Annotated in this window: 18 protein-coding genes; 13 read left to right on the top strand and 5 right to left on the bottom strand. The window is 51.7% G+C overall.

Annotation, left to right across the window (positions count from 1 at the left end; all coding sequences use genetic code 11):
* Nucleotides 1–329 precede the first annotated feature (329 nt).
* The 11 genes from HMPREF9469_RS08490 to HMPREF9469_RS08440 all read left to right on the top strand — a co-directional run bounded on the left by HMPREF9469_RS08490 (nt 330) and on the right by HMPREF9469_RS08440 (nt 11,906).
* Nucleotides 330–1,349 carry a zinc-dependent alcohol dehydrogenase gene (locus tag HMPREF9469_RS08490; protein ID WP_007860980.1) on the top strand — a complete coding sequence of 340 codons (1,020 nt, stop codon included), beginning with the start codon at nt 330–332 and terminating at the stop codon, nt 1,347–1,349.
* Between the two features lie 25 nt (nt 1,350–1,374).
* Nucleotides 1,375–2,328: a C-terminal binding protein gene (locus HMPREF9469_RS08485; RefSeq protein WP_007860979.1), complete on the top strand. Its 954-nt coding sequence runs from the start codon at nt 1,375–1,377 to the stop codon at nt 2,326–2,328.
* A 186-nt stretch (nt 2,329–2,514) separates the two neighbouring features.
* Nucleotides 2,515–3,357 (top strand): IclR family transcriptional regulator, encoded by an 843-nt coding sequence (locus tag HMPREF9469_RS08480; protein WP_007860977.1) that lies wholly within the window; start codon nt 2,515–2,517, stop codon nt 3,355–3,357.
* Nucleotides 3,358–3,428: 71 nt separating this feature from the next.
* Nucleotides 3,429–5,636, top strand: coding sequence for a DNA topoisomerase III (locus HMPREF9469_RS08475; protein ID WP_007860969.1), 2,208 nt, complete (start codon nt 3,429–3,431; stop codon nt 5,634–5,636).
* A gap of 242 nt (nt 5,637–5,878) precedes the next feature.
* The gene (locus HMPREF9469_RS08470; protein WP_040415764.1) at nt 5,879–6,088 is read left to right on the top strand and encodes a FeoA family protein; all 210 of its coding nucleotides are present in this window, start codon (nt 5,879–5,881) and stop codon (nt 6,086–6,088) included.
* 84 nt (nt 6,089–6,172) lie between these two features.
* A complete protein-coding gene (feoB, locus tag HMPREF9469_RS08465; RefSeq protein WP_007860965.1) occupies nt 6,173–8,377 on the top strand; it encodes a ferrous iron transport protein B in 2,205 nt (734 codons plus the stop codon).
* A gap of 84 nt (nt 8,378–8,461) precedes the next feature.
* Nucleotides 8,462–8,731 carry a Fur family transcriptional regulator gene (locus HMPREF9469_RS08460; protein ID WP_007860964.1) on the top strand — a complete coding sequence of 90 codons (270 nt, stop codon included), beginning with the start codon at nt 8,462–8,464 and terminating at the stop codon, nt 8,729–8,731.
* Nucleotides 8,732–9,083: 352 nt separating this feature from the next.
* Nucleotides 9,084–9,548, top strand: coding sequence for a hypothetical protein (locus HMPREF9469_RS08455; protein ID WP_007860963.1), 465 nt, complete (start codon nt 9,084–9,086; stop codon nt 9,546–9,548).
* Nucleotides 9,549–9,672: 124 nt separating this feature from the next.
* On the top strand, nt 9,673–10,338 hold the full coding sequence (locus tag HMPREF9469_RS08450; protein ID WP_007860961.1) for a YkgJ family cysteine cluster protein: 666 nt from the start codon (nt 9,673–9,675) through the stop codon (nt 10,336–10,338).
* 78 nt (nt 10,339–10,416) lie between these two features.
* A complete protein-coding gene (locus tag HMPREF9469_RS08445; RefSeq protein WP_007860958.1) occupies nt 10,417–10,956 on the top strand; it encodes a nitroreductase family protein in 540 nt (179 codons plus the stop codon).
* 20 nt (nt 10,957–10,976) lie between these two features.
* Nucleotides 10,977–11,906 (top strand): ketopantoate reductase family protein, encoded by a 930-nt coding sequence (locus HMPREF9469_RS08440; RefSeq protein WP_007860956.1) that lies wholly within the window; start codon nt 10,977–10,979, stop codon nt 11,904–11,906.
* Between the two features lie 19 nt (nt 11,907–11,925).
* Here HMPREF9469_RS08440 and HMPREF9469_RS08435 read toward each other — a convergent pair whose 3' ends face one another.
* The gene (locus tag HMPREF9469_RS08435) at nt 11,926–12,360 is read right to left on the bottom strand and encodes an SGNH/GDSL hydrolase family protein (RefSeq protein WP_007860951.1); all 435 of its coding nucleotides are present in this window, start codon (nt 12,358–12,360) and stop codon (nt 11,926–11,928) included.
* A 335-nt stretch (nt 12,361–12,695) separates the two neighbouring features.
* Between HMPREF9469_RS08435 and HMPREF9469_RS08430 the strand changes: the two genes are divergently transcribed.
* Both HMPREF9469_RS08430 and HMPREF9469_RS08425 read left to right on the top strand, forming a co-directional pair.
* Nucleotides 12,696–13,595: a hypothetical protein gene (locus HMPREF9469_RS08430; protein WP_007860949.1), complete on the top strand. Its 900-nt coding sequence runs from the start codon at nt 12,696–12,698 to the stop codon at nt 13,593–13,595.
* 38 nt (nt 13,596–13,633) lie between these two features.
* Nucleotides 13,634–13,990, top strand: coding sequence for an arsenate reductase family protein (locus tag HMPREF9469_RS08425; RefSeq protein ID WP_007860948.1), 357 nt, complete (start codon nt 13,634–13,636; stop codon nt 13,988–13,990).
* 130 nt (nt 13,991–14,120) lie between these two features.
* Here the strand turns inward: HMPREF9469_RS08425 and pdaA are convergent, their stop codons facing one another.
* The 4 genes from pdaA to HMPREF9469_RS08405 all read right to left on the bottom strand — a co-directional run bounded on the left by pdaA (nt 14,121) and on the right by HMPREF9469_RS08405 (nt 17,451).
* The gene (pdaA, locus tag HMPREF9469_RS08420; protein WP_040415204.1) at nt 14,121–14,978 is read right to left on the bottom strand and encodes a delta-lactam-biosynthetic de-N-acetylase; all 858 of its coding nucleotides are present in this window, start codon (nt 14,976–14,978) and stop codon (nt 14,121–14,123) included.
* A gap of 99 nt (nt 14,979–15,077) precedes the next feature.
* Entirely contained in the window at nt 15,078–15,623 is a 546-nt protein-coding gene (locus HMPREF9469_RS08415) for a GNAT family N-acetyltransferase (protein WP_007860946.1), read from the bottom strand.
* Nucleotides 15,624–15,684: 61 nt separating this feature from the next.
* Nucleotides 15,685–16,107 (bottom strand): DUF2000 domain-containing protein, encoded by a 423-nt coding sequence (locus HMPREF9469_RS08410; RefSeq protein ID WP_007860938.1) that lies wholly within the window; start codon nt 16,105–16,107, stop codon nt 15,685–15,687.
* Nucleotides 16,108–16,425: 318 nt separating this feature from the next.
* Complete coding sequence (locus HMPREF9469_RS08405; RefSeq protein WP_007860937.1) at nt 16,426–17,451, bottom strand: LacI family DNA-binding transcriptional regulator; 1,026 nt, start codon at nt 17,449–17,451, stop codon at nt 16,426–16,428.
* Nucleotides 17,452–17,694: the final 243 nt, after the last annotated feature.

Below are 17,694 nucleotides of genomic sequence, written 5' to 3'. Positions count from 1 at the left end.
GAAGTTTACAGTTTTATACATATTATGGAATAGTATACCAACACCGCATCTGGTTTATCCGGATGCGGTGTATTTTTTTGCTAAAGCAGCAGGAATTATATTGACATCATAGGTAAAATGTGATTAAATTAATTCATAAGATAAAAAACAGGAACATTGTTCCGAATAACGGAACAAAAGCCGGTTGTAAAGTGTGAATGTGTGAAATGTGTGAGTTAAGCCAAGAAAGGCCAAAGTAAAAATTAAGCAAAGCCAAAGTGAAAACAAAGCAAAGCCAAAGTGAAAACCAAGTAAAAACATGTGCAGCGGAGTAAGGAGGATTACAGATTATGAAGACATTAGTATATGCAGCGCCAGAGAAAGTGGAAGTCCGTGATATGCCGGTACCGGAGCCAAAGGAAGGGCAGGTAAGGATTCGGGTATCATACTGCGGTATCTGCGGGTCTGATATTGGTATTTTTGCAGGCAAGCATCCCCGGGCAAAGGCTCCCCTGGTGCTGGGCCATGAATTTATCGGAACCATTGAATCCATCAATGGAGGAAGCGGCCGGTTTAAGGTGGGCGACAGGGTATCCCCATACCCCCTTCTCTCCTGCGGACACTGTTTTGCATGTAAGACAGGCATTCCCCATGTATGCCAGACCTTAAAGCTGATCGGCATTGATGTTGACGGGGGTATTGCGGAGTACGTGACCTGTGACGAGAATGTATTGTTTAAGATCGATGATGAAGTTTCCGACAAGGCAGCTGCAGTGATCGAGCCTCTGGCAGTGATCGTCCGCACCATGCACCAGGCGCGTTTCCAGACCAGGGATACAACAGCCATCATCGGAGCAGGCCCCATCGGCATTCTGACAGGTATCGTGTTAAAGCACGCAGGCGCTTCCAGGATCATTATCTCCGATGTGGATGAGGCAAGGCTGGCCATGTGCAGGGAATTTGGTTTTGAGACAGTGAATGTAAAGAACGAGAGCATGGTCGATTATGTGAATAAGGCCACAGACCATGTGGGCGTGGATGTGGTGTTCGAGTGCAGCGGTTCCGAACCGTCAGCCCTGGAGGTCACAAAGCTCTGCCGCATTGGCGGCATGATCTGTCTCACCGGTGTACATAAGGTTCCCCATGCAGTTAATCTGCAGGATGTGAACTTCAAGGAGCAGACCCTGGTGGGAAGCCGTGTTTACACACTGCGTGAGTTCGGCCAGGCCGTGGAGTACGCAAAGGAGATCGCTCCTGAGCTGGAGAAGATCGTTACACACATAGTTCCGCTGGCAGAGTCTGAGAAGGTATTTGATCTGATCAAAGATCCTTCAGAGATGACAGTGAAGGTTTTGGTTGACTGCAGATAAGGATTCATAACTAGGAGGAAAGACCATGAAGATCATTGTAACCGATTGTGATCACGACAATATGATCCAGGAGGAGGAAGTGTTCGGCAAAGCCGGAATGACCTATACTCATCTTGCGTGTAAGACAGAGGATGACCTGATCGAACAGGCCAAGGGCGGGGAGATCATGATGACCCAGTATGGTCCCTTCAGCCGCCGGGTGATGGAGGCCTTAAGGCCGGAACTGAAGCTGATCCTCAGATACGGTGTCGGAGTGAATACCATTGACCTGGAGGCGGCGACCCAGCTGGGTGTGCAGGTATGTAATGTGCCTGACTACGGCATGAACGAAGTGGCCGACCAGGCCATGGGTATGATGCTGGGCCTGGCGCGCAAGATCTGCGAGATGAATGACTGCACCAAGCACAAGACCTGGAATTATACGGAGGCTATTCCGGTGCACAGGATCCCCGGGTCTACCGTGGGGATTGTGGGCTTTGGAAGGATCGGCCGCACCTTTGCAAAGAGGATGATGGGCTTTGACTGCAGGCGGATCGCATGTGATCCCGTATACGAGGAGGGAAGCGTCCATGAGGGAGTGGAGATCGTGACACTGGATACCCTGCTTAAGGAATCGGACATGATCTCCGTTCACTGCCCCCTGCTTCCTGAGACCATGAACATGATCAACATGGAGGCGTTTAAGAAAATGAAGCCCACGGCATACCTGGTCAACACAGCCAGGGGAGGGATCGTCAACGAGGGGGACCTGTTGACCGCCCTTCAGGAAAAGATGATCGCAGGGGCTGCCCTGGACGTGGTTTCAGAGGAACCCATGGAAGTGGGAGCCGCCCTGTTTGAGTTTGATAATTTCCTGTGCAGTCCTCACATGGCATGGTATTCCCAGGAATCAGCCCTGGAATTAAAGCGCAAGATCGCAGAGGAAGCAGTTCGCTTTGCAAAGGGAGAGCCTGTGATGTATCCGGTGAATCATCTGTAGCATGCCGCGGGACACCAGACCGCAATGCTGCAGTCTGCAATGCAGCATGCTGCGGTACACCGGTCCATAGTATAATAAAACAAAACAAAATGGCCCGTGCATGGGCCGCATCAAAAAGGGTGCCGCGCCAGCGGTGCCCTTTTTTAACGGAGCGTGTTTGAATTGCACCGGAATCGGAACTGTGTTATGATACTGAATGAATATCAAATACCGGGCCGCCCAGGCAGGGCCGGGACAGAATACGGAGCGGGACAGAATATGGCAAGGGAAACAATACAGTCCGTTGAGCGGACATTTCAGGTAATAGAGCTTTTGGCGGAAAAGGGTGCCATGGGGGTGCGGGAGATCGGCCATGAGACAGGCCTTCATTCCACTGTGGTGCACCGGGTGCTGGGTACCCTGGTGGATATGGGGTATGCAGACCAGGAAGCTGAGACCGGGAGATACCTTCTCACCTACAAAATGCTGGCAGTGGGCAACTGTATCCAGGAGCGCAACAGCGCGGTAAAGCTGGCCCATCCATATCTGGCCGCATTGTCGGAGGAGTGCAGGGAGACCGTACACTTTGTGGAGCGGGCGGGAACCAACATCAGGTACATTGATAAGATTACACCCACGGCCAACATGTTTGCCACCGGTTCCCATGTGGGCCTGGAATTTCCGCTGGCCGGAACAGCGGTGGGCAAGGCCATACTGGCGGAACTGTCTGAGGAGGAAGTAAAGGCAGTATGGCAGGACAGCCATATTGTGCAGTACACGGCCCATACCATCTGCGACCTGGACCGGCTTCTGAGCGAACTTAAGGATACCAGGAAAACAGGGTTTGCCTATGACAGGGAAGAGCGGGAAGCAGGACTGTTCTGCGTGGGCGTCAGTGTGCCGGACTACAGGGGGATGTACAATTATGGGATCAGCATCTCCGCTCCCCTTGCCAGGATGCAGGACGAGCGTCTGGAGGAAGTAAAGCAAAAGCTTTGGGATACAAGGGAAAGAATCACCAGTATCATAGGCGCCAGAAGAAAGGGATGAGCATTAAAAGGGGAAAGAGGATGGGGCGGCTGAAACATAGATCAAAAATAGAAGTATAGGAGTCAGGAAAGATGAAATCACTTGTAATCGCGGAAAAACCATCCGTTGCCCGGGATATTGCCCGGGTATTGAAATGCGGTAAGAACCAGAACGGAGCTATTGAGGGGGACCGCTATATCGTCACATGGGGACTGGGCCATCTGGTCACCCTGGCGGATCCGGAGGATTATGACAAAAAATATAAGGAGTGGAAGATGGAGGACCTGCCCATGCTTCCGGATGTGTTTAAGCTGGAGGTGATCGGGCAGACCGCCAAGCAGTACCATGCGGTGAAAACCCAGATCCACAGAAAGGATGTGGGGCTCATCATCATTGCCACAGACGCAGGGAGGGAGGGGGAACTGGTTGCCCGGCTGATCCTGAAAAAAGCGGGCAGCAATAAGCCCATAAAGCGGCTGTGGATCTCATCTGTCACGGACAAGGCCATCAGGGAGGGATTCGCCAACCTGAAGGACGGGAAGGAGTATGACAGCCTCTATGATGCGGCCATGTGCAGGGCCGAGGCGGACTGGATGGTGGGTATCAACGCCACCAGGGCATTGACCTGCAAGTACAACGCCCAGCTTTCCTGCGGGCGTGTCCAGACCCCTACCCTGGCCATGATCGCAAAGCGGGAGGCGGATATCCGCAGCTTTGTGCCCAAACCCTTCTACGGCCTGCAGGCAAAGGGGGATGGGCTGACCCTCACATGGCAGAACCAGGCATCGGGAAGCTTCTGTACTTTTGACAGGGACCTGGCCCAAAACATTTTGGAGAACCTGAAAGGGGAGACGGGAGTGGTGTCCCAGGTGAAGCGAACCCCGAAAAAGACATTTGCCCCCCTGCTCTACGACCTGACGGAGCTTCAGCGGGATGCCAACAGACGGTTCGATTATTCCGCCAAGGAGACATTAAATATCATGCAGCGCCTGTATGAGAACCATAAGGTGCTGACTTATCCCAGAACGGATTCCAGGTACCTGAGCAGCGATATCATCCCTACGCTGAAGGAACGGCTTAAGGCCTGCGCCGTAGGACCATACCGCGCCCTTGCAGGCAGGCTTGCCATGCAGGCTTTGCCGGCCAAGCCCTTTTTTGTGGACAACTCAAAGGTATCTGACCACCATGCCATCATTCCCACGGAACAGTTTGTACAGCTGGACCACATGACCATTGATGAGCGCCGTATTTATGATCTGGTGGTGCGCAGGTTCCTGGCAGTGATGTATCCGCCCTTTGAGTATGAGCAGACCAGTGTGAGTGTGCAGATTGGCGGGGAGAGTTTTATTGCCAGGGGTAAGATTGTGAAGGAGCAGGGCTGGAAGGCGGCCTATGACAATGGGGCCGAGGGGGAGTCCCAGGATGATGAGGAGACGGCGGAAGGGGTGCCGGTAAAGGAACAGCAGCTTCCCGACCTGAAAAAGGGGGACAGGGTCGCGGTCCTTTCCCTGTCCATGACAGAGGGAAAGACAAAACCTCCGGCACCGTTTAACGAGGCCACTCTGCTCTCGGCAATGGAGAATCCGGTGGCCTACATGGAGTCCAGGGACAAGGCCATGGCAAAGACACTGGGGGAGACTGGGGGATTGGGAACCGTTGCCACCAGGGCGGATATTATTGAAAAATTGTTTTCCAGTTTTCTCCTTGAAAAGAGGGGAAAGGACATTTATCTCACATCCAAGGCCAAGCAGCTGCTGGAGTTGGTGCCCGAGGATCTGAAAAAGCCGGAGCTTACCGCCGACTGGGAGATGAAGCTGTCAAGGATTGCCAAAGGGAATCTGAAGCGCGGGGCCTTTATGTCTGATATCCGTGTCTATTCCCAGGCGCTGATCGGCCAGATCAGGGCAGGGGAGGGCAGCTTCCGCCACGATAATCTGACCAACACAAAATGTCCGGTGTGCGGAAAGCGGATGCTGGCCGTAAAAGGAAAGAACAGTGAGATGCTGGTGTGCCAGGACCGGGAGTGCGGCCACAGGGAAACGATCTCCCGCACCTCCAATGCACGCTGCCCGGTATGCCATAAGAAGATGGAATTAAGAGGCAAGGGGGAGGGACAGATTTTTGTGTGCAGATGCGGGCACAAGGAAAAGCTTTCCGCCTTCCAGGACAGGAGAAAAAAGGAAGGGGCAGGTGTGTCCAAACGGGATGTGGCAAACTATTTGAACCAGCAGAATAAAGAGGCCAAAGAACCGGTTAATAATGCATTTGCCCAGGCATTGTCAGGGATCAAGCTGGATTAGAAACTGAAAAAATTTCTTGACAATTCAGTTAGCAGATGCTAATCTATATATGCAGTTAGGAGAACCTAATTTCTCCTGCTGCATATTTTAGCATATATGTTCGTTTATATGGTTAGCTTCAGGTACGCCCCGGCGTATGTGTGCCCGGCGCACGTCATGCTTAGCATGACATACTGCATACGCGCGCCTTAAGCAGTCTGCCGGAGGTAGGGATGAACTTACTGAGCAAAGGAGTGATCATGATGCCTTTAACAATGGCCAGTGTTGGCGAGGTCGTATCGATCATACGGATTGGCGGCAAAGAGGAAGTAAAGCGTCATCTGGAGTCCATGGGATTTGTACCCGGTACCCACATTACAGTGATATCTGTAAACAACGGCAATGTGATCGTGGGAATCAAGGAATCCCGGGTTGCGATCAGTAAGGAGATGGCCAATAAGATCATGGTTTAGATCCGCGCGGTACATATGAAAGAACATTTTTTATTACATATGAGTTAGTTGAAACTAATACATAGTCCGAAGGAGAGTATGGAAATGTCGATAAAGATAGCGCTGGCCGGCAACCCCAACTGCGGAAAGACCACACTGTTTAACGCCTTGACGGGTTCCAACCAGTTTGTGGGAAACTGGCCCGGAGTTACGGTGGAGAAAAAGGAGGGAAGGTTAAAGGGAAACAAAGATGTGACCATTGTAGACCTTCCGGGAATCTATTCCCTGTCACCCTACACCCTGGAGGAAGTGGTGGCACGGAATTACCTGATCAATGAACGGCCGGACGCCATACTGAACATTGTGGACGGGACCAACCTGGAGCGAAACCTGTACCTTTCCACCCAGCTGATCGAGCTGGGGATCGGAATGGTCATAGCTGTGAATATGATGGATATCCTGGAAAAGAAGGGCGATACCATTGATGTGAAAGCCCTGGAACGGAACCTGGGATGTCCGGTTGTGGAGATTTCAGCCCTGAAAGGCGCAGGTGTGTCCAGGGCCGCGGCAAAGGTAGTGGAGATTGCCAAGTCAGGGGAACCTGAACCGGAGGAAGTATTTTCAGGTGCAGGAATCCCCTTTATGCCGGTCCGCCGCTTCAGCGAGGATATGGAAGCCGTGCTGGAGGAGATTGAGCGTTACCTGGATGATGAGATTCCGGAAAACCAGAAACGTTTCTATGCGGTGAAGCTGTTTGAGAGGGATGAGAAGATCGCTGTCCAGATGCACCGGGTACCCAATGTGGAGGCCATTATCAAACGGGCTGAGGACGCCATGGATGATGATGCACAGAGTATCATGACCAATGAGCGCTATACGTATATCGCGTCCATGATCGGACAATGTCACAGTACAAAAAGAGGACGGGAACTAAGTGTTTCCGACCGGATCGACCACATTGTGACCAACCGCTGGCTGGCTCTTCCCATCTTTGCTGCGGTGATGTGGCTTGTCTACTACGTGTCGGTTACCACGGTTGGAACCTGGGCCACGGACTGGGCCAATGACGGGGTGTTTGGAGAAGGATTCGCGCTGTTTGGTCTGGAAGTGCCCGGCATACCGGTGGTGGTGGGGAATTTCCTGGAGACAGTGGGCTGCGCTCCCTGGCTTTCCAGCCTGATACTGGACGGGATTGTGGCAGGCGTTGGCGCTGTGCTGGGATTTGTGCCCCAGATGCTGGTGCTCTTTATCTTTTTGGCATTCCTGGAATCCTGCGGATACATGGCCAGGGTCGCCTTTATCATGGACCGTATTTTCCGGAAGTTCGGTCTTTCCGGTAAGTCCTTTATCCCCATGCTTATCGGCACGGGATGCGGTGTGCCGGGCATTATGGCAAGCCGCACCATTGAAAATGACAGGGACAGGAAGATGACCATCATGACCACCACGTTCATCCCGTGCGGCGCAAAGCTTCCCATCATCGCGCTGTTTGCAGGCGCATTGTTTGGCGGCGCTTCCTGGGTGGCGCCAAGCGCGTATTTTGTGGGGATTGCGGCCGTCATCTGTACCGGTATTATCCTGAAAAAGACAAGAATGTTCGCAGGGGACCCGGCCCCATTTGTCATGGAACTTCCGGCCTACCATCTGCCCACGGTTTCCAATGTGCTCAGAAGCATGTGGGAACGGGGGTGGTCCTTTATCAAAAAAGCCGGTACGGTTATTCTTTTATCCACCATGTTTATCTGGTTCACGTCCAGCTTCGGCATTGTGGAGGGACGGTTTGGGATGGCGGAGGACCTATCCCAGGGATTTCTGGCTAATATCGGAAGCGCCATTGCCTGGATTTTCACGCCTCTGGGATGGGGGAACTGGCAGGCGGCAGTGGCAGCCATCACAGGCCTTGTGGCAAAGGAAAATGTGGTGGGGACCCTGGGGATCCTTTACGGGTTTGCCGAGGTGTCCGAGGACGGGGCTGAGATATGGAGTACACTGGCCGGCAGCTTTACAACAGTGAGCGCCTACTCGTTCCTGGTGTTTAACCTTTTATGCGCTCCCTGCTTTGCGGCAATGGGAGCCATCAAACGAGAGATGAACAATCCAAAATGGACCTGGTTTGCAATTGGTTATCAAACCGGTCTGGCATATGTTTCATCCCTGTGTATCTACCAGCTGGGTACATTCATTACCACGGGTGACTTTGGGATCGGAACAGCGGCGGCACTGGCAATGCTGGTATTATTCATATATCTGCTGGTCCGTCCTCACAGGGAAAGCAAGATGTTAATTGTTAACGCAGGTGCAAATGCCTGACAGCCGGGACCGGACCCCGGGTATGTCCCGGGCATATGCTCCGGGGCCCGGAACCGGCAGAATTCAGAAGGAGGTAATTCTTATATGTGGCAGAAGGAACAGGTCATCCATGAACTTCAGAAAAGCGGCAGACGGGTAACGAAACAGCGGGAGATACTTCTGGAAATTATTCTGGATGGTACATGGAACTGCTGCAAGGAGATATACTATGAAGCGATCAAGAAGGACCCATCCATCGGACTGGCAACCGTGTACCGGATGGTAGGGACTCTGGAGGAAATCGGTGTGCTCACCAGGAGTTACCGCTACTGCCTTCCCGCAAGGGAACCGGAGAGCGGTCAGCTGGGAGCTTAGAAAAGGAATATGGCAGGAGGGACAATGGCCGGAAACGGGCTGTCCCTCTTTTTTATATCATAAGAAATTCATCTGGGATCCCCGGTGATACCAAAAACGTTCTCCGGGGGTCGCACTGCGGCGGAAGGGAAGATGCCGCTGAAGCGGCCCGCCGCAGGCGGAGAATCCTGCGGGCAGAATTCTTTATTCTAAGGACCAGAGGGTCAAGGAGATTGAGCAGGAGGCGGCAGCCCTGGTCCTGGTACGGGAACTGTGCGGCGAAATCAGGGACCGGGAATGGAAGTTTGATACACTGGACCCGGGATTCCTGGATCTCAGGTTCAGGGAAATGAAGATGACAGGAGGTTCTTTTATGAAGAAAGACAGAATTGATAAATGGTGCAGGATCAGGGATCTGGCATTCCTGTTCTGTTTTGTGTGTATTGTATCCATGATCATGTTTCCCATCAACAGCATTTTGGGGTTACATGTGCCCAAGGGGATACTCACCGTATGGACGGCGGTCATAGGGATTTCACCCTTTCCGGCACTGATCCTGCGGGCCGTCACGGCCAGAAGAGCCAGATGGGATGTGCCGGATCTAAACCGGATCCTGCCAGACAGCGGAAGCATGTTAAAGGAGGTGGAGCGGGGTAAGGGGAAGGGGTATGAAACCGCAAAACAGTTTAACCAGGTGTGCCTGCTATCCCTCCTTGTGCTGCCCATAAACCGTATGCTGGGTATCACGCTGCCGGTATGGGTCATGGGAATCTGGACGGCGGTGGCGGCAGGATCCGCGGTCACACTGATGGTCATGAAAAACAGAGCCCCCCGGTGAACCGGGAAAAAGAATCGAAAAACCACAGTTGCGCCGGGATGGAAAAGAATGGTATACTTACAGCATACATGGCTGTACAGGTATCATCATACCGGTAAATTAAATGAAGCGAGAGGATTTTGTTATGGAGCGCAATGTCAGTCTGGAAGAGATATCAGACGGAAAACGATATGAGGGCAATGATCTGGTAAAAGCAGACTGCGGTGACTGTGAGGGATGTTCGGCCTGCTGCCAAGGCATGGGAAGTTCCATTCTTTTGGATCCCTATGACATAAAGCGTATGGAGGAAGGGCTGTGCATGGATTTTAACCAGTTGATGGCGGGCCACATTGAGCTGAATGTGGTGGATCATGTTATTCTCCCCAACCTGAAGATGACTGGAAGCGGGGAGAGGTGCAGTTTTCTGGACGGACATGGCAGGTGCAGCATCCATCCGTACCGTCCCGGCTTTTGCAGGCTGTTTCCACTGGGAAGGGTATACGAGGACCGTTCCTTCCGGTATTTTCTGCAGATCCACGAATGTCCCAGGGAGAACCGGACCAAGGTCAAGGTACGCAAGTGGGTGGATACACCGGACTTCAAGTCCTATGAACGGTTTGTGGCGGACTGGCATTATTTCCTCAAGGACCTGGGAGAGCGGCTGAAGGAAAATGGAAACCAGGAAACCATAAAAGCCGTGAACATGTATGTGCTGAACCAGTTTTATGTCACGCCCTACAAGGCAGGGGAAGATTTTTATCCCCAGTTTTACCGGCGGCTGGAAGCAGCCGCAGCCATTGCAGCTGTTTGATGTTCAGCATTGGAACGCTGCTTCTGAGGGCCGCACCCTGTTGGGGCGGGCATGGATCAAAACAAGGAGGATGGATAAATGGATCTGGATATGATATTAAAAGAGAGAAGAAGTATACGCAAATTCAGGGAAGGGGCCGCGGTGGACCCGGCCCTGGTGAAGGAGATGCTGCAGGCCGCTGTCCAGGCACCGTCCTGGAAAAATTCTCAGACAGCCAGATATTATGTGGTCATGTCCAAAGAGATGTTAGGCAAGGTAAAGGCATCCTGCCTTCCGGAATTTAATCAGAAAAACTGCAAGGATGCCCCTGTGCTGATCGTCACTGCATTTGTAAAAAACCATTCCGGCCATGACAACCAGGGGAACCCGGTCAATGAAGTGGGCAATGGATGGGGCTGCTATGACCTGGGCCTCCACGACAGCTATCTGATACTGAAGGCAAAGGATCTGGGACTGGATACCCTGATCATGGGAATACGTGACGCGGATGCCCTGAGGGAGCTTCTGGACATAGGCCAGGACCAGGAGGTGGTGTCTGTCATTGCCGTGGGATACAGGGATATTGACCCGGCAGGGCCTGGCAGGAAGGGTCTGGACGAGACCGCACGCTTCTATTAAAGGATGGAGGATTGATTTATATGGACAGGATCAGGCGGGTATCCATTGTGGGAATGGGAGCCCTGGGTATTTTATACGGGGATTTTTTTGCAGGGACCCTGGGGCAGGAGCAGGTGACGTTCCTGGCTGACAGTGACAGGGTGAAGAATTATAAGGATCATCCGGTATACTGTAATGACAGGGAATGGAGGTTTCAGGTTCAGGACGGGGCGGTGCCGGATTCCAGGGGAGCGGCGCAGCTGATACTATTTGCCGTTAAGGCCACGGCATTGGAGGCAGCGGCCCGGGCTGTTAAAAACCAGGTGGGGAAGGATACGATCATACTGTCCGTGCTCAACGGCATCAGCAGCGAGGAAGTTATTGGCCACATCCTTGGGAGGGAGCATATGCTGTACTGTGTGGCCCAGGGCATGGATGCGGTGAAGCTGGGAAACCGGCTTACATACTCCCATATGGGAGAGATCTGCATCGGCATACCTGAGTCCGAGGCGGAAAAGGAGCCCCTTTTGAAAAAGGTCACAGACCTGTTTGATGAGACAGGGCTGCCCTACACAAGGGAAGCCGATATTCTGCGCCGTCTCTGGTGTAAATGGATGCTTAACGTGGGGGTGAACCAGGCTGTTATGGTGGCTGAGGGAACCTATGGGACCGTGCAGAAGCCGGGCAAAGAGCGGCATATGATGATGGATGCAATGGCAGAGGTAGTGGCCCTGGCGGAAAAGGAGAACATACAGGTGACAGGAGAGGATCTGCAAAGCTATGTGGACCTGGTGGATACCCTGAATCCGGAGGGAATGCCCTCCATGCGTCAGGATGGTCTGGCGCACAGGCGGTCCGAGGTGGAGTTTTTTGCAGGCACAGTGATCCGGAAAGCAGAAAAGCACGGACTGGATGTGCCGGTGAACCGGGAACTGTACCAAAGGATCACAGAGATGGAGAAGGCATATTAGGCTTCAGGAATGGTTTATATCATAAAAGGGACAGGAGCATGGGAAATGCCGCCGTATGGGCAGTGGTTCCCGGCCCCCTGTCCCTGATCATTTTGGGGTGATTGATTCCACCTATATGCATCCATCTGGGCGTTACAGTGGACGCATCTAAGAACATACAGCCCTGAACTTTGGCAACCTCCTCATACAGTGGGGAAAGGCTGCGGGATTTGGCCGGAGCCGTGAGGCCAAAGCTGGCATATGGGCAGTGGACCATGTCCTCGCCGATATAGACCGGTGAAACGATCAGGACCTGGGGGATCTTGTATCCCGGGCCGTAGTCCATATGCTGCATCATGCAGCAAAGGCGTTCCATCCCACGCCGTGGTGCGTCCGCCCATTCCCTTCTGGATGACATAGTATTCGGGACCTGACAGGACCTGCAGGCGTCCGGGCCACCGGGTATTCCAGGCATGGCGGCCTCCCTTGGGATTGGTGCCGAAGGTATTGGAATCCCCAAAACAGAGAAGATTGATCATGAACAATGCCTCCTTATTTTTTGCTGATTCCTATGATATTACAAGTGATAGTAAAATGCAGGGATTTATGATAAAATATACAAAATATCAACTCCCGGAGTCTCCCAGGCACCCATCTTTACGGCTGATTTCCCGCCAGCCGCACACAAATTTATTCAACGTACACACCGTGTACGCCTCATAAATTTATGCACAGCTGACAAAAAATCATCTCGCAAATCTGAGTACCAGGAGACTCCGAGAGTACACAAAACTGTAACAGGAGGAAACAATGAAAAATCTGCCTAAGGAGTTTTTTGGGAGGACGGCGCGGGCTATACTGTTTATCGGCCTTGTGGTTGTATTTTGTACCACTGTGTCAAGCGCAGGCATGTTCCTGGCATCCAGGTTCGGACTTACCCAGTCCAGGGAGCAGGTTCCCCTGACCGCTCTATCCATTGGACGGGACGGGGAGGTTAAACTGCCCCAGAGAGGGAAGATGGTAGAGGGAAATGGATGGAAGCTGAGAAATTCCAGGGACATATACACGCTGACACTGGATAATGCAGTGATCGAGGAAGCGGAGGAGGGGGAAGCACGGGCGGCTGTCTGCATTTCCGGGGATCTGATCATGGAACTGAGGGAAGGCAGCGGAAACTGGATACACTCTGAGGGGGTGGGGATATTGGCGGACTCCGGAACCCTGGTCATCCGGGGAAACGGCAGCCTGGAGATCAGCGCGGGACAGACCGGCATTGACGCAGCGGATCTGGAGCTGGCCGGAAAGGAGAGCGTGATCCGGGCTGAGGCTGAGGATGGGATCGGAATACGGGCCGCATCACTGGCTGTGGATGAAGGTCTGGGACAGCTGAAGGTCAGTGGAAATTCAGGGGCGGTGATCACGGCAAAGCCGGAACCGGCGTCTCCGGATCTCCGGATCCATAAGGATGTGCAGATCACCCCTCAGTCCACAGGAATCAGGGAGTTTAAGAGCACTTTTATAGGCGGCAAAAGCGGCAAAGATGGTAAGGATGGCAGAGATGTCAGGGATGGAGCCGGTGAGAAGGAAGCTGAAGGGGAAAAGATCCGCTATAATGTGAAGACCTTTTCCTCGGAAGCCTCGGTGGCCTATGATGAGGGGACAGGCTGCTTTGCGGGGGCAAAAAAGGAGATCACCCTTACGGGAAAATAATAAAAATAAAAGTAAATGCAAGAAAGGAACATGAGATCATGAATATGACCGTATTATGCTATAAGAAATGCAGTACATGCCAGAAGGCGTTAAAATGGCTGGATGCCAACGGGATCCAATACCAGGAGCGCCCCATCAAGGAAGAGCATCCAAGTGAGGCTGAGCTGAAAGCATGGTATGAGAAGAGCGGGCTGCCACTGAAGAAGTTCTTTAATACAAGCGGCAATCTTTATAAGGAAATGGCGCTTAAGGACAAACTTCCCCAGATGAGCGAGGAAGAGCAGCTGGCACTTCTGGCAACCGATGGAATGCTGGTCAAACGCCCTCTGGTGGTGGCGGATGATTTTGTACTCACCGGGTTTAAGGAAGGCGAGTGGAAGGAAAAGATGATGTAGGGACCAAAAACGGGCCGTCAAAGGAAGAGAAGATCCTTCCTCTGGCGGCTCTTTTTTGGAGAGTGTTTATTGTAATCAGTTTGAATGCGGAAATATCTGGGAAATCTGCGCCTGAGGCGCAAAGGTAATACTATTGGGCCGCCACCAGGTCATCCAGGGAACCGAAGCGGTAACCCATTTCCTCCCATTTGGTCAGAAGTTCATCCAGGATCTGGGCGTTGGTCTTGGAAGTACTGTGCAAAAGGACAACAGCGCCGGGGTGAATGCGTCCTAACAGCTTTTTAAATGCTTCCTCCTTGGAGGGCTGCTTATCTTCATACCAGTCAACATAGGCAAGACTCCAGAAAAATGTCCTGTATCCCATGTCGTTTGCCATTTTCAGGTTGCTCTCACTGTACTTGCCCTGGGGCGGGCGGTAGTATTTTTTCATGGGCTGGCCTGTGGTCTGCTGGAACAGGGTTTCCAGGTCATTTAACTCTTTTTCAAAGCTCTCCTTGGTGGAGATCTTAGACATATCCGGGTGGTGGAAGGTGTGGTTTCCCACGGTGTGGCCTTCCGCTACCATGCGCTTTACCAGATCCGGGCTGGTTTCCAAATAGTTGCCCACCAGGAAAAAGGTGGCGGGTACATTGTGCTTTTTTAACGCATCCAGGATCGTGGCAGTGTTGCCGTTTTCATAACCCGCATCAAAGGTGAGGTAGATCACCTTATCCTGGGTATTCTGGCAATAGTATGAATTAAACTGCTTCAGGTAATCTGCAGTGGCATTTCCCACAGGCGTCTGGCCCTCAACCGGAAAGCTTAAGCCCCAGTTCCCATCGGCCGATGCAGCCGCCGCCTCCGGGGTATTGGCATAGTTTGCGGTCTGGAGCCCCCTGTTGTACTCCACCACCTGGGCGGTGAGACGTCCGGCGCAGAATGCCAGGACAAATAGCAGGGTGGTCCGCAGCAGTTTTTTCATAGGGAGTCTTCTGAGTTTGTTTTTCATTCTGATCGGTTTCCATTTCAGAAGTGTTTAGTTAAGTATATCGGAATAGGGGATGTATCATTCCTGGAAAGGGAAATTAATATTTGGAAACCGTTACCCTCAGTGGGCAAGGGCGTGTGTGCCCTTGTCCACTGAGGGGATGATCCGTTTGTACATGATGCTGCGGGGAAGGGAGCCGTACTTCTGCGTGGTGGTTACAACCTTATAGCCCAGGTTCAGGAAATTGTTAAGACTGTAGGTGTTGTCCGGGTGAACAGTCCCCATGAGATGGCAGAAGGAGGTGGCGGACAGGTAAGTCTCGCCGTGGGCCATCAGGCCATACTGAAGGCGGCGGCCCCGAAACCGGGGCAGCACGGCCAGGGAATCCATGTAAGCCACGTTCAGGAGTTCCTTTTCATCCAGGTCCATATAGTGCCCCAGGCTGGTATCCGTAAGACCGGGATAATGAATAATAAAAAATGCGCCCACCTGTCCGTCCTCCACTGCCTTAAAGACAATGCCCTTGGCGGGATCCTCTATGTGTTCCCTCACATACTCTTCGGTATCAATGCAATACCAATCCTTGTGTTCCAGAAGGGAATAGGCAAGGTTCATGATGCGGAAAATCTCCCCTGTATCCTCCGGTCCTGCTTTTAAAAATTCCACTGTGCGTACCTCCCTGGCGTTGATTATAATAAAAATATAGTATCATGCCACGCTGGATTTGTCATCTCAGCAGGGGAAGATTGCCGGTCAGTTTGTTTACCAGTTTCTTGCTTCCGCAGATTCCAATACCCAGATACTGGAATTCCTTTTCCTCTGCAAGGGAAGCCTTGCGGATAAATTCGTCATAGGTCTTACAGCTCTGGGCCACATCGGAAAAATCCACCACCATTAAATCAGAAAAATCCGGTTCATAAAGCTGCTCCCGGATCGTGCGGATCCGGTCCCTGTCCGCTTTCAGGATAGGTACGGGAAATTCAATGATCCCAAGATGTTCGTACCCGCTTTTATCCAGGACATCAGGTCCCACTGTTTCCGGCATATATTTTCCCAATGTAATGCCCATGATCCCCGCTGTATTTGCAATGATGCCAAGGGGAAGGTCCTGATCCATTACCATAACGCATTTTCTGTTCTGCATGTCCATGTGTGATTGCTCCTTTTTACTTTCAATAATAATGGTTTGTAATACGTAATGCTTCAAGGCATATGTTACCATGGGAACGAAAATGTTTCTTGCAGGATATGACACCTGGATGAGCGGCGAGATTTCTAGTAAGGCTCTTTCGTAGGGTTCTTTAGTAGGGATCCAAGTAACTGGGCGACTTATTGATCGTCAGCCGGGCCTGAAGGAACCTTTGGGTTCCCATCTATTTTGTTATGCCTAAAAAAGTGGATCAAAAAACATCCCTGTCAGAATAGTTAAGGCTGTAAAAACCTTGCTTCTAACAGGGATGTTTGGTCTCTATCCTTTAACGGTACGGATACTCTGGCGCTCTACCAGGGACGTGCGTATCTCAATGGTAAGGATCTCACGGCTGTTGCTGTTGATCTTTTCCAGGAGCCGTTTGACGGCCTGTACGCCCATCTGGTGCTTTGGCACATGCATGGTGGTGAGAGGGGGATCCATGAGTTCGCACATAGGCATGTCGTCAATGCCGATGATGGAGATGTCCTCGGGGATACGGTATCCCTTTTCCTTTAATGCGCGCATGGCGGATAAGGCAATGATGTCATTGTCGGCAAAGAACGCTGTGGGCATTACCGGGTCATGGCTCAGTATTTCCTTCATCTCACTGTAGGCGCCGTCCACGGTGGGAGTCAGCTTGTACTCGTGCTCCGTGGGAATGTGCAGCCCGTTTCTGCGAAGTTCCCTGTGGTATCCGTCTTTTCTCTCTGAAAAGTTATTGATATGGCATGCGGAATGGAGATATCCGATGTTGGTGTGGCCGCTGTGGATCAGCTGTTTGGTGGCGCATCCGGCAGCCTGTTTGTTATTGATCACAATGGTGTCCAGGGCGATCTCGTTAAACGCACTGTCTAACAGCACGGTGGGGCATCCCAGGGATGTGAATACGGAGGCGTCTGCCAGGGCCATCTCCGTGGCCAGCAGCAAAAGCCCCTTGCATTCTTTGGAATGGATCAGCGGCAGAGTGGTGGAGAGGTCGCTTCCTTCATTAAAATACGCAATCTGAAGATTGTATCCACTGCTCTTGCAGGACTGCTCTATGCCTTCGATCAGCTGTGAAAAGAAGGGGGTATCACCCACTACCTTTCCGTGCTTTTTAAATATGACAAAGTAAATGAAGTCAATGGTCTGTGGTTTATATCCGTAGGCGGGTGACAGGGAACCCAGTTCTATCATTTTGTCAAGAACCAGTTTCCTTGTGCTTTCGCTGATCCCAGGCTTGTTGTTTAAGACCATGGAAACAGTGGAGGGGGATATGCCCAGCAAATGTGCCAGATCTTTGGCTTTGATCGTCTTGTTCATGGGAAACTCCTATCTAGTGCTGCCCGGCACTCATATATTGCTCTGTGTCTTCTTAATATAGCATCATTATAAAAGATGTGGGGGGATTCGTCAATAGAAATTCAATAAAATTTAATAAATAATTTAATAAATTTAAATGGAGAAATTCAATCGAGAATGTTGGTGTACAAAGTTAACAAAAAAATATCACAATATTAATGCAATATATCCATTGAAAAATGGGTAAAATTGATATAAACTATC

The organism is [Clostridium] citroniae WAL-17108 (assembly GCF_000233455.1).
In the GTDB taxonomy this organism is placed as follows: domain Bacteria; phylum Bacillota; class Clostridia; order Lachnospirales; family Lachnospiraceae; genus Enterocloster; species Enterocloster citroniae.
This window is presented reverse-complemented; position numbering and strand designations above follow the sequence as displayed.

Excerpts from the sequence above, each read along its gene's own strand:
- HMPREF9469_RS08490 (WP_007860980.1), top strand. The coding sequence starts at position 330 with ATGAAGACATTAGTATATGCAGCGCCAGAGAAAGTGGAAGTCCGTGAT.
- HMPREF9469_RS08485 (WP_007860979.1), top strand. The coding sequence starts at position 1,375 with ATGAAGATCATTGTAACCGATTGTGATCACGACAATATGATCCAGGAG.
- HMPREF9469_RS08480 (WP_007860977.1), top strand. The coding sequence starts at position 2,515 with ATGATACTGAATGAATATCAAATACCGGGCCGCCCAGGCAGGGCCGGG.
- HMPREF9469_RS08475 (WP_007860969.1), top strand. The coding sequence starts at position 3,429 with ATGAAATCACTTGTAATCGCGGAAAAACCATCCGTTGCCCGGGATATT.
- HMPREF9469_RS08470 (WP_040415764.1), top strand. The coding sequence starts at position 5,879 with ATGCCTTTAACAATGGCCAGTGTTGGCGAGGTCGTATCGATCATACGG.
- feoB (WP_007860965.1), top strand. The coding sequence starts at position 6,173 with ATGTCGATAAAGATAGCGCTGGCCGGCAACCCCAACTGCGGAAAGACC.
- HMPREF9469_RS08460 (WP_007860964.1), top strand. The coding sequence starts at position 8,462 with ATGTGGCAGAAGGAACAGGTCATCCATGAACTTCAGAAAAGCGGCAGA.
- HMPREF9469_RS08455 (WP_007860963.1), top strand. The coding sequence starts at position 9,084 with ATGAAGAAAGACAGAATTGATAAATGGTGCAGGATCAGGGATCTGGCA.
- HMPREF9469_RS08450 (WP_007860961.1), top strand. The coding sequence starts at position 9,673 with ATGGAGCGCAATGTCAGTCTGGAAGAGATATCAGACGGAAAACGATAT.
- HMPREF9469_RS08445 (WP_007860958.1), top strand. The coding sequence starts at position 10,417 with ATGGATCTGGATATGATATTAAAAGAGAGAAGAAGTATACGCAAATTC.
- HMPREF9469_RS08440 (WP_007860956.1), top strand. The coding sequence starts at position 10,977 with ATGGACAGGATCAGGCGGGTATCCATTGTGGGAATGGGAGCCCTGGGT.
- HMPREF9469_RS08435 (WP_007860951.1), bottom strand. The coding sequence starts at position 12,360 with ATGCCTGGAATACCCGGTGGCCCGGACGCCTGCAGGTCCTGTCAGGTC.
- HMPREF9469_RS08430 (WP_007860949.1), top strand. The coding sequence starts at position 12,696 with ATGAAAAATCTGCCTAAGGAGTTTTTTGGGAGGACGGCGCGGGCTATA.
- HMPREF9469_RS08425 (WP_007860948.1), top strand. The coding sequence starts at position 13,634 with ATGAATATGACCGTATTATGCTATAAGAAATGCAGTACATGCCAGAAG.
- pdaA (WP_040415204.1), bottom strand. The coding sequence starts at position 14,978 with ATGAAAAACAAACTCAGAAGACTCCCTATGAAAAAACTGCTGCGGACC.
- HMPREF9469_RS08410 (WP_007860938.1), bottom strand. The coding sequence starts at position 16,107 with ATGGACATGCAGAACAGAAAATGCGTTATGGTAATGGATCAGGACCTT.
- HMPREF9469_RS08405 (WP_007860937.1), bottom strand. The coding sequence starts at position 17,451 with ATGAACAAGACGATCAAAGCCAAAGATCTGGCACATTTGCTGGGCATA.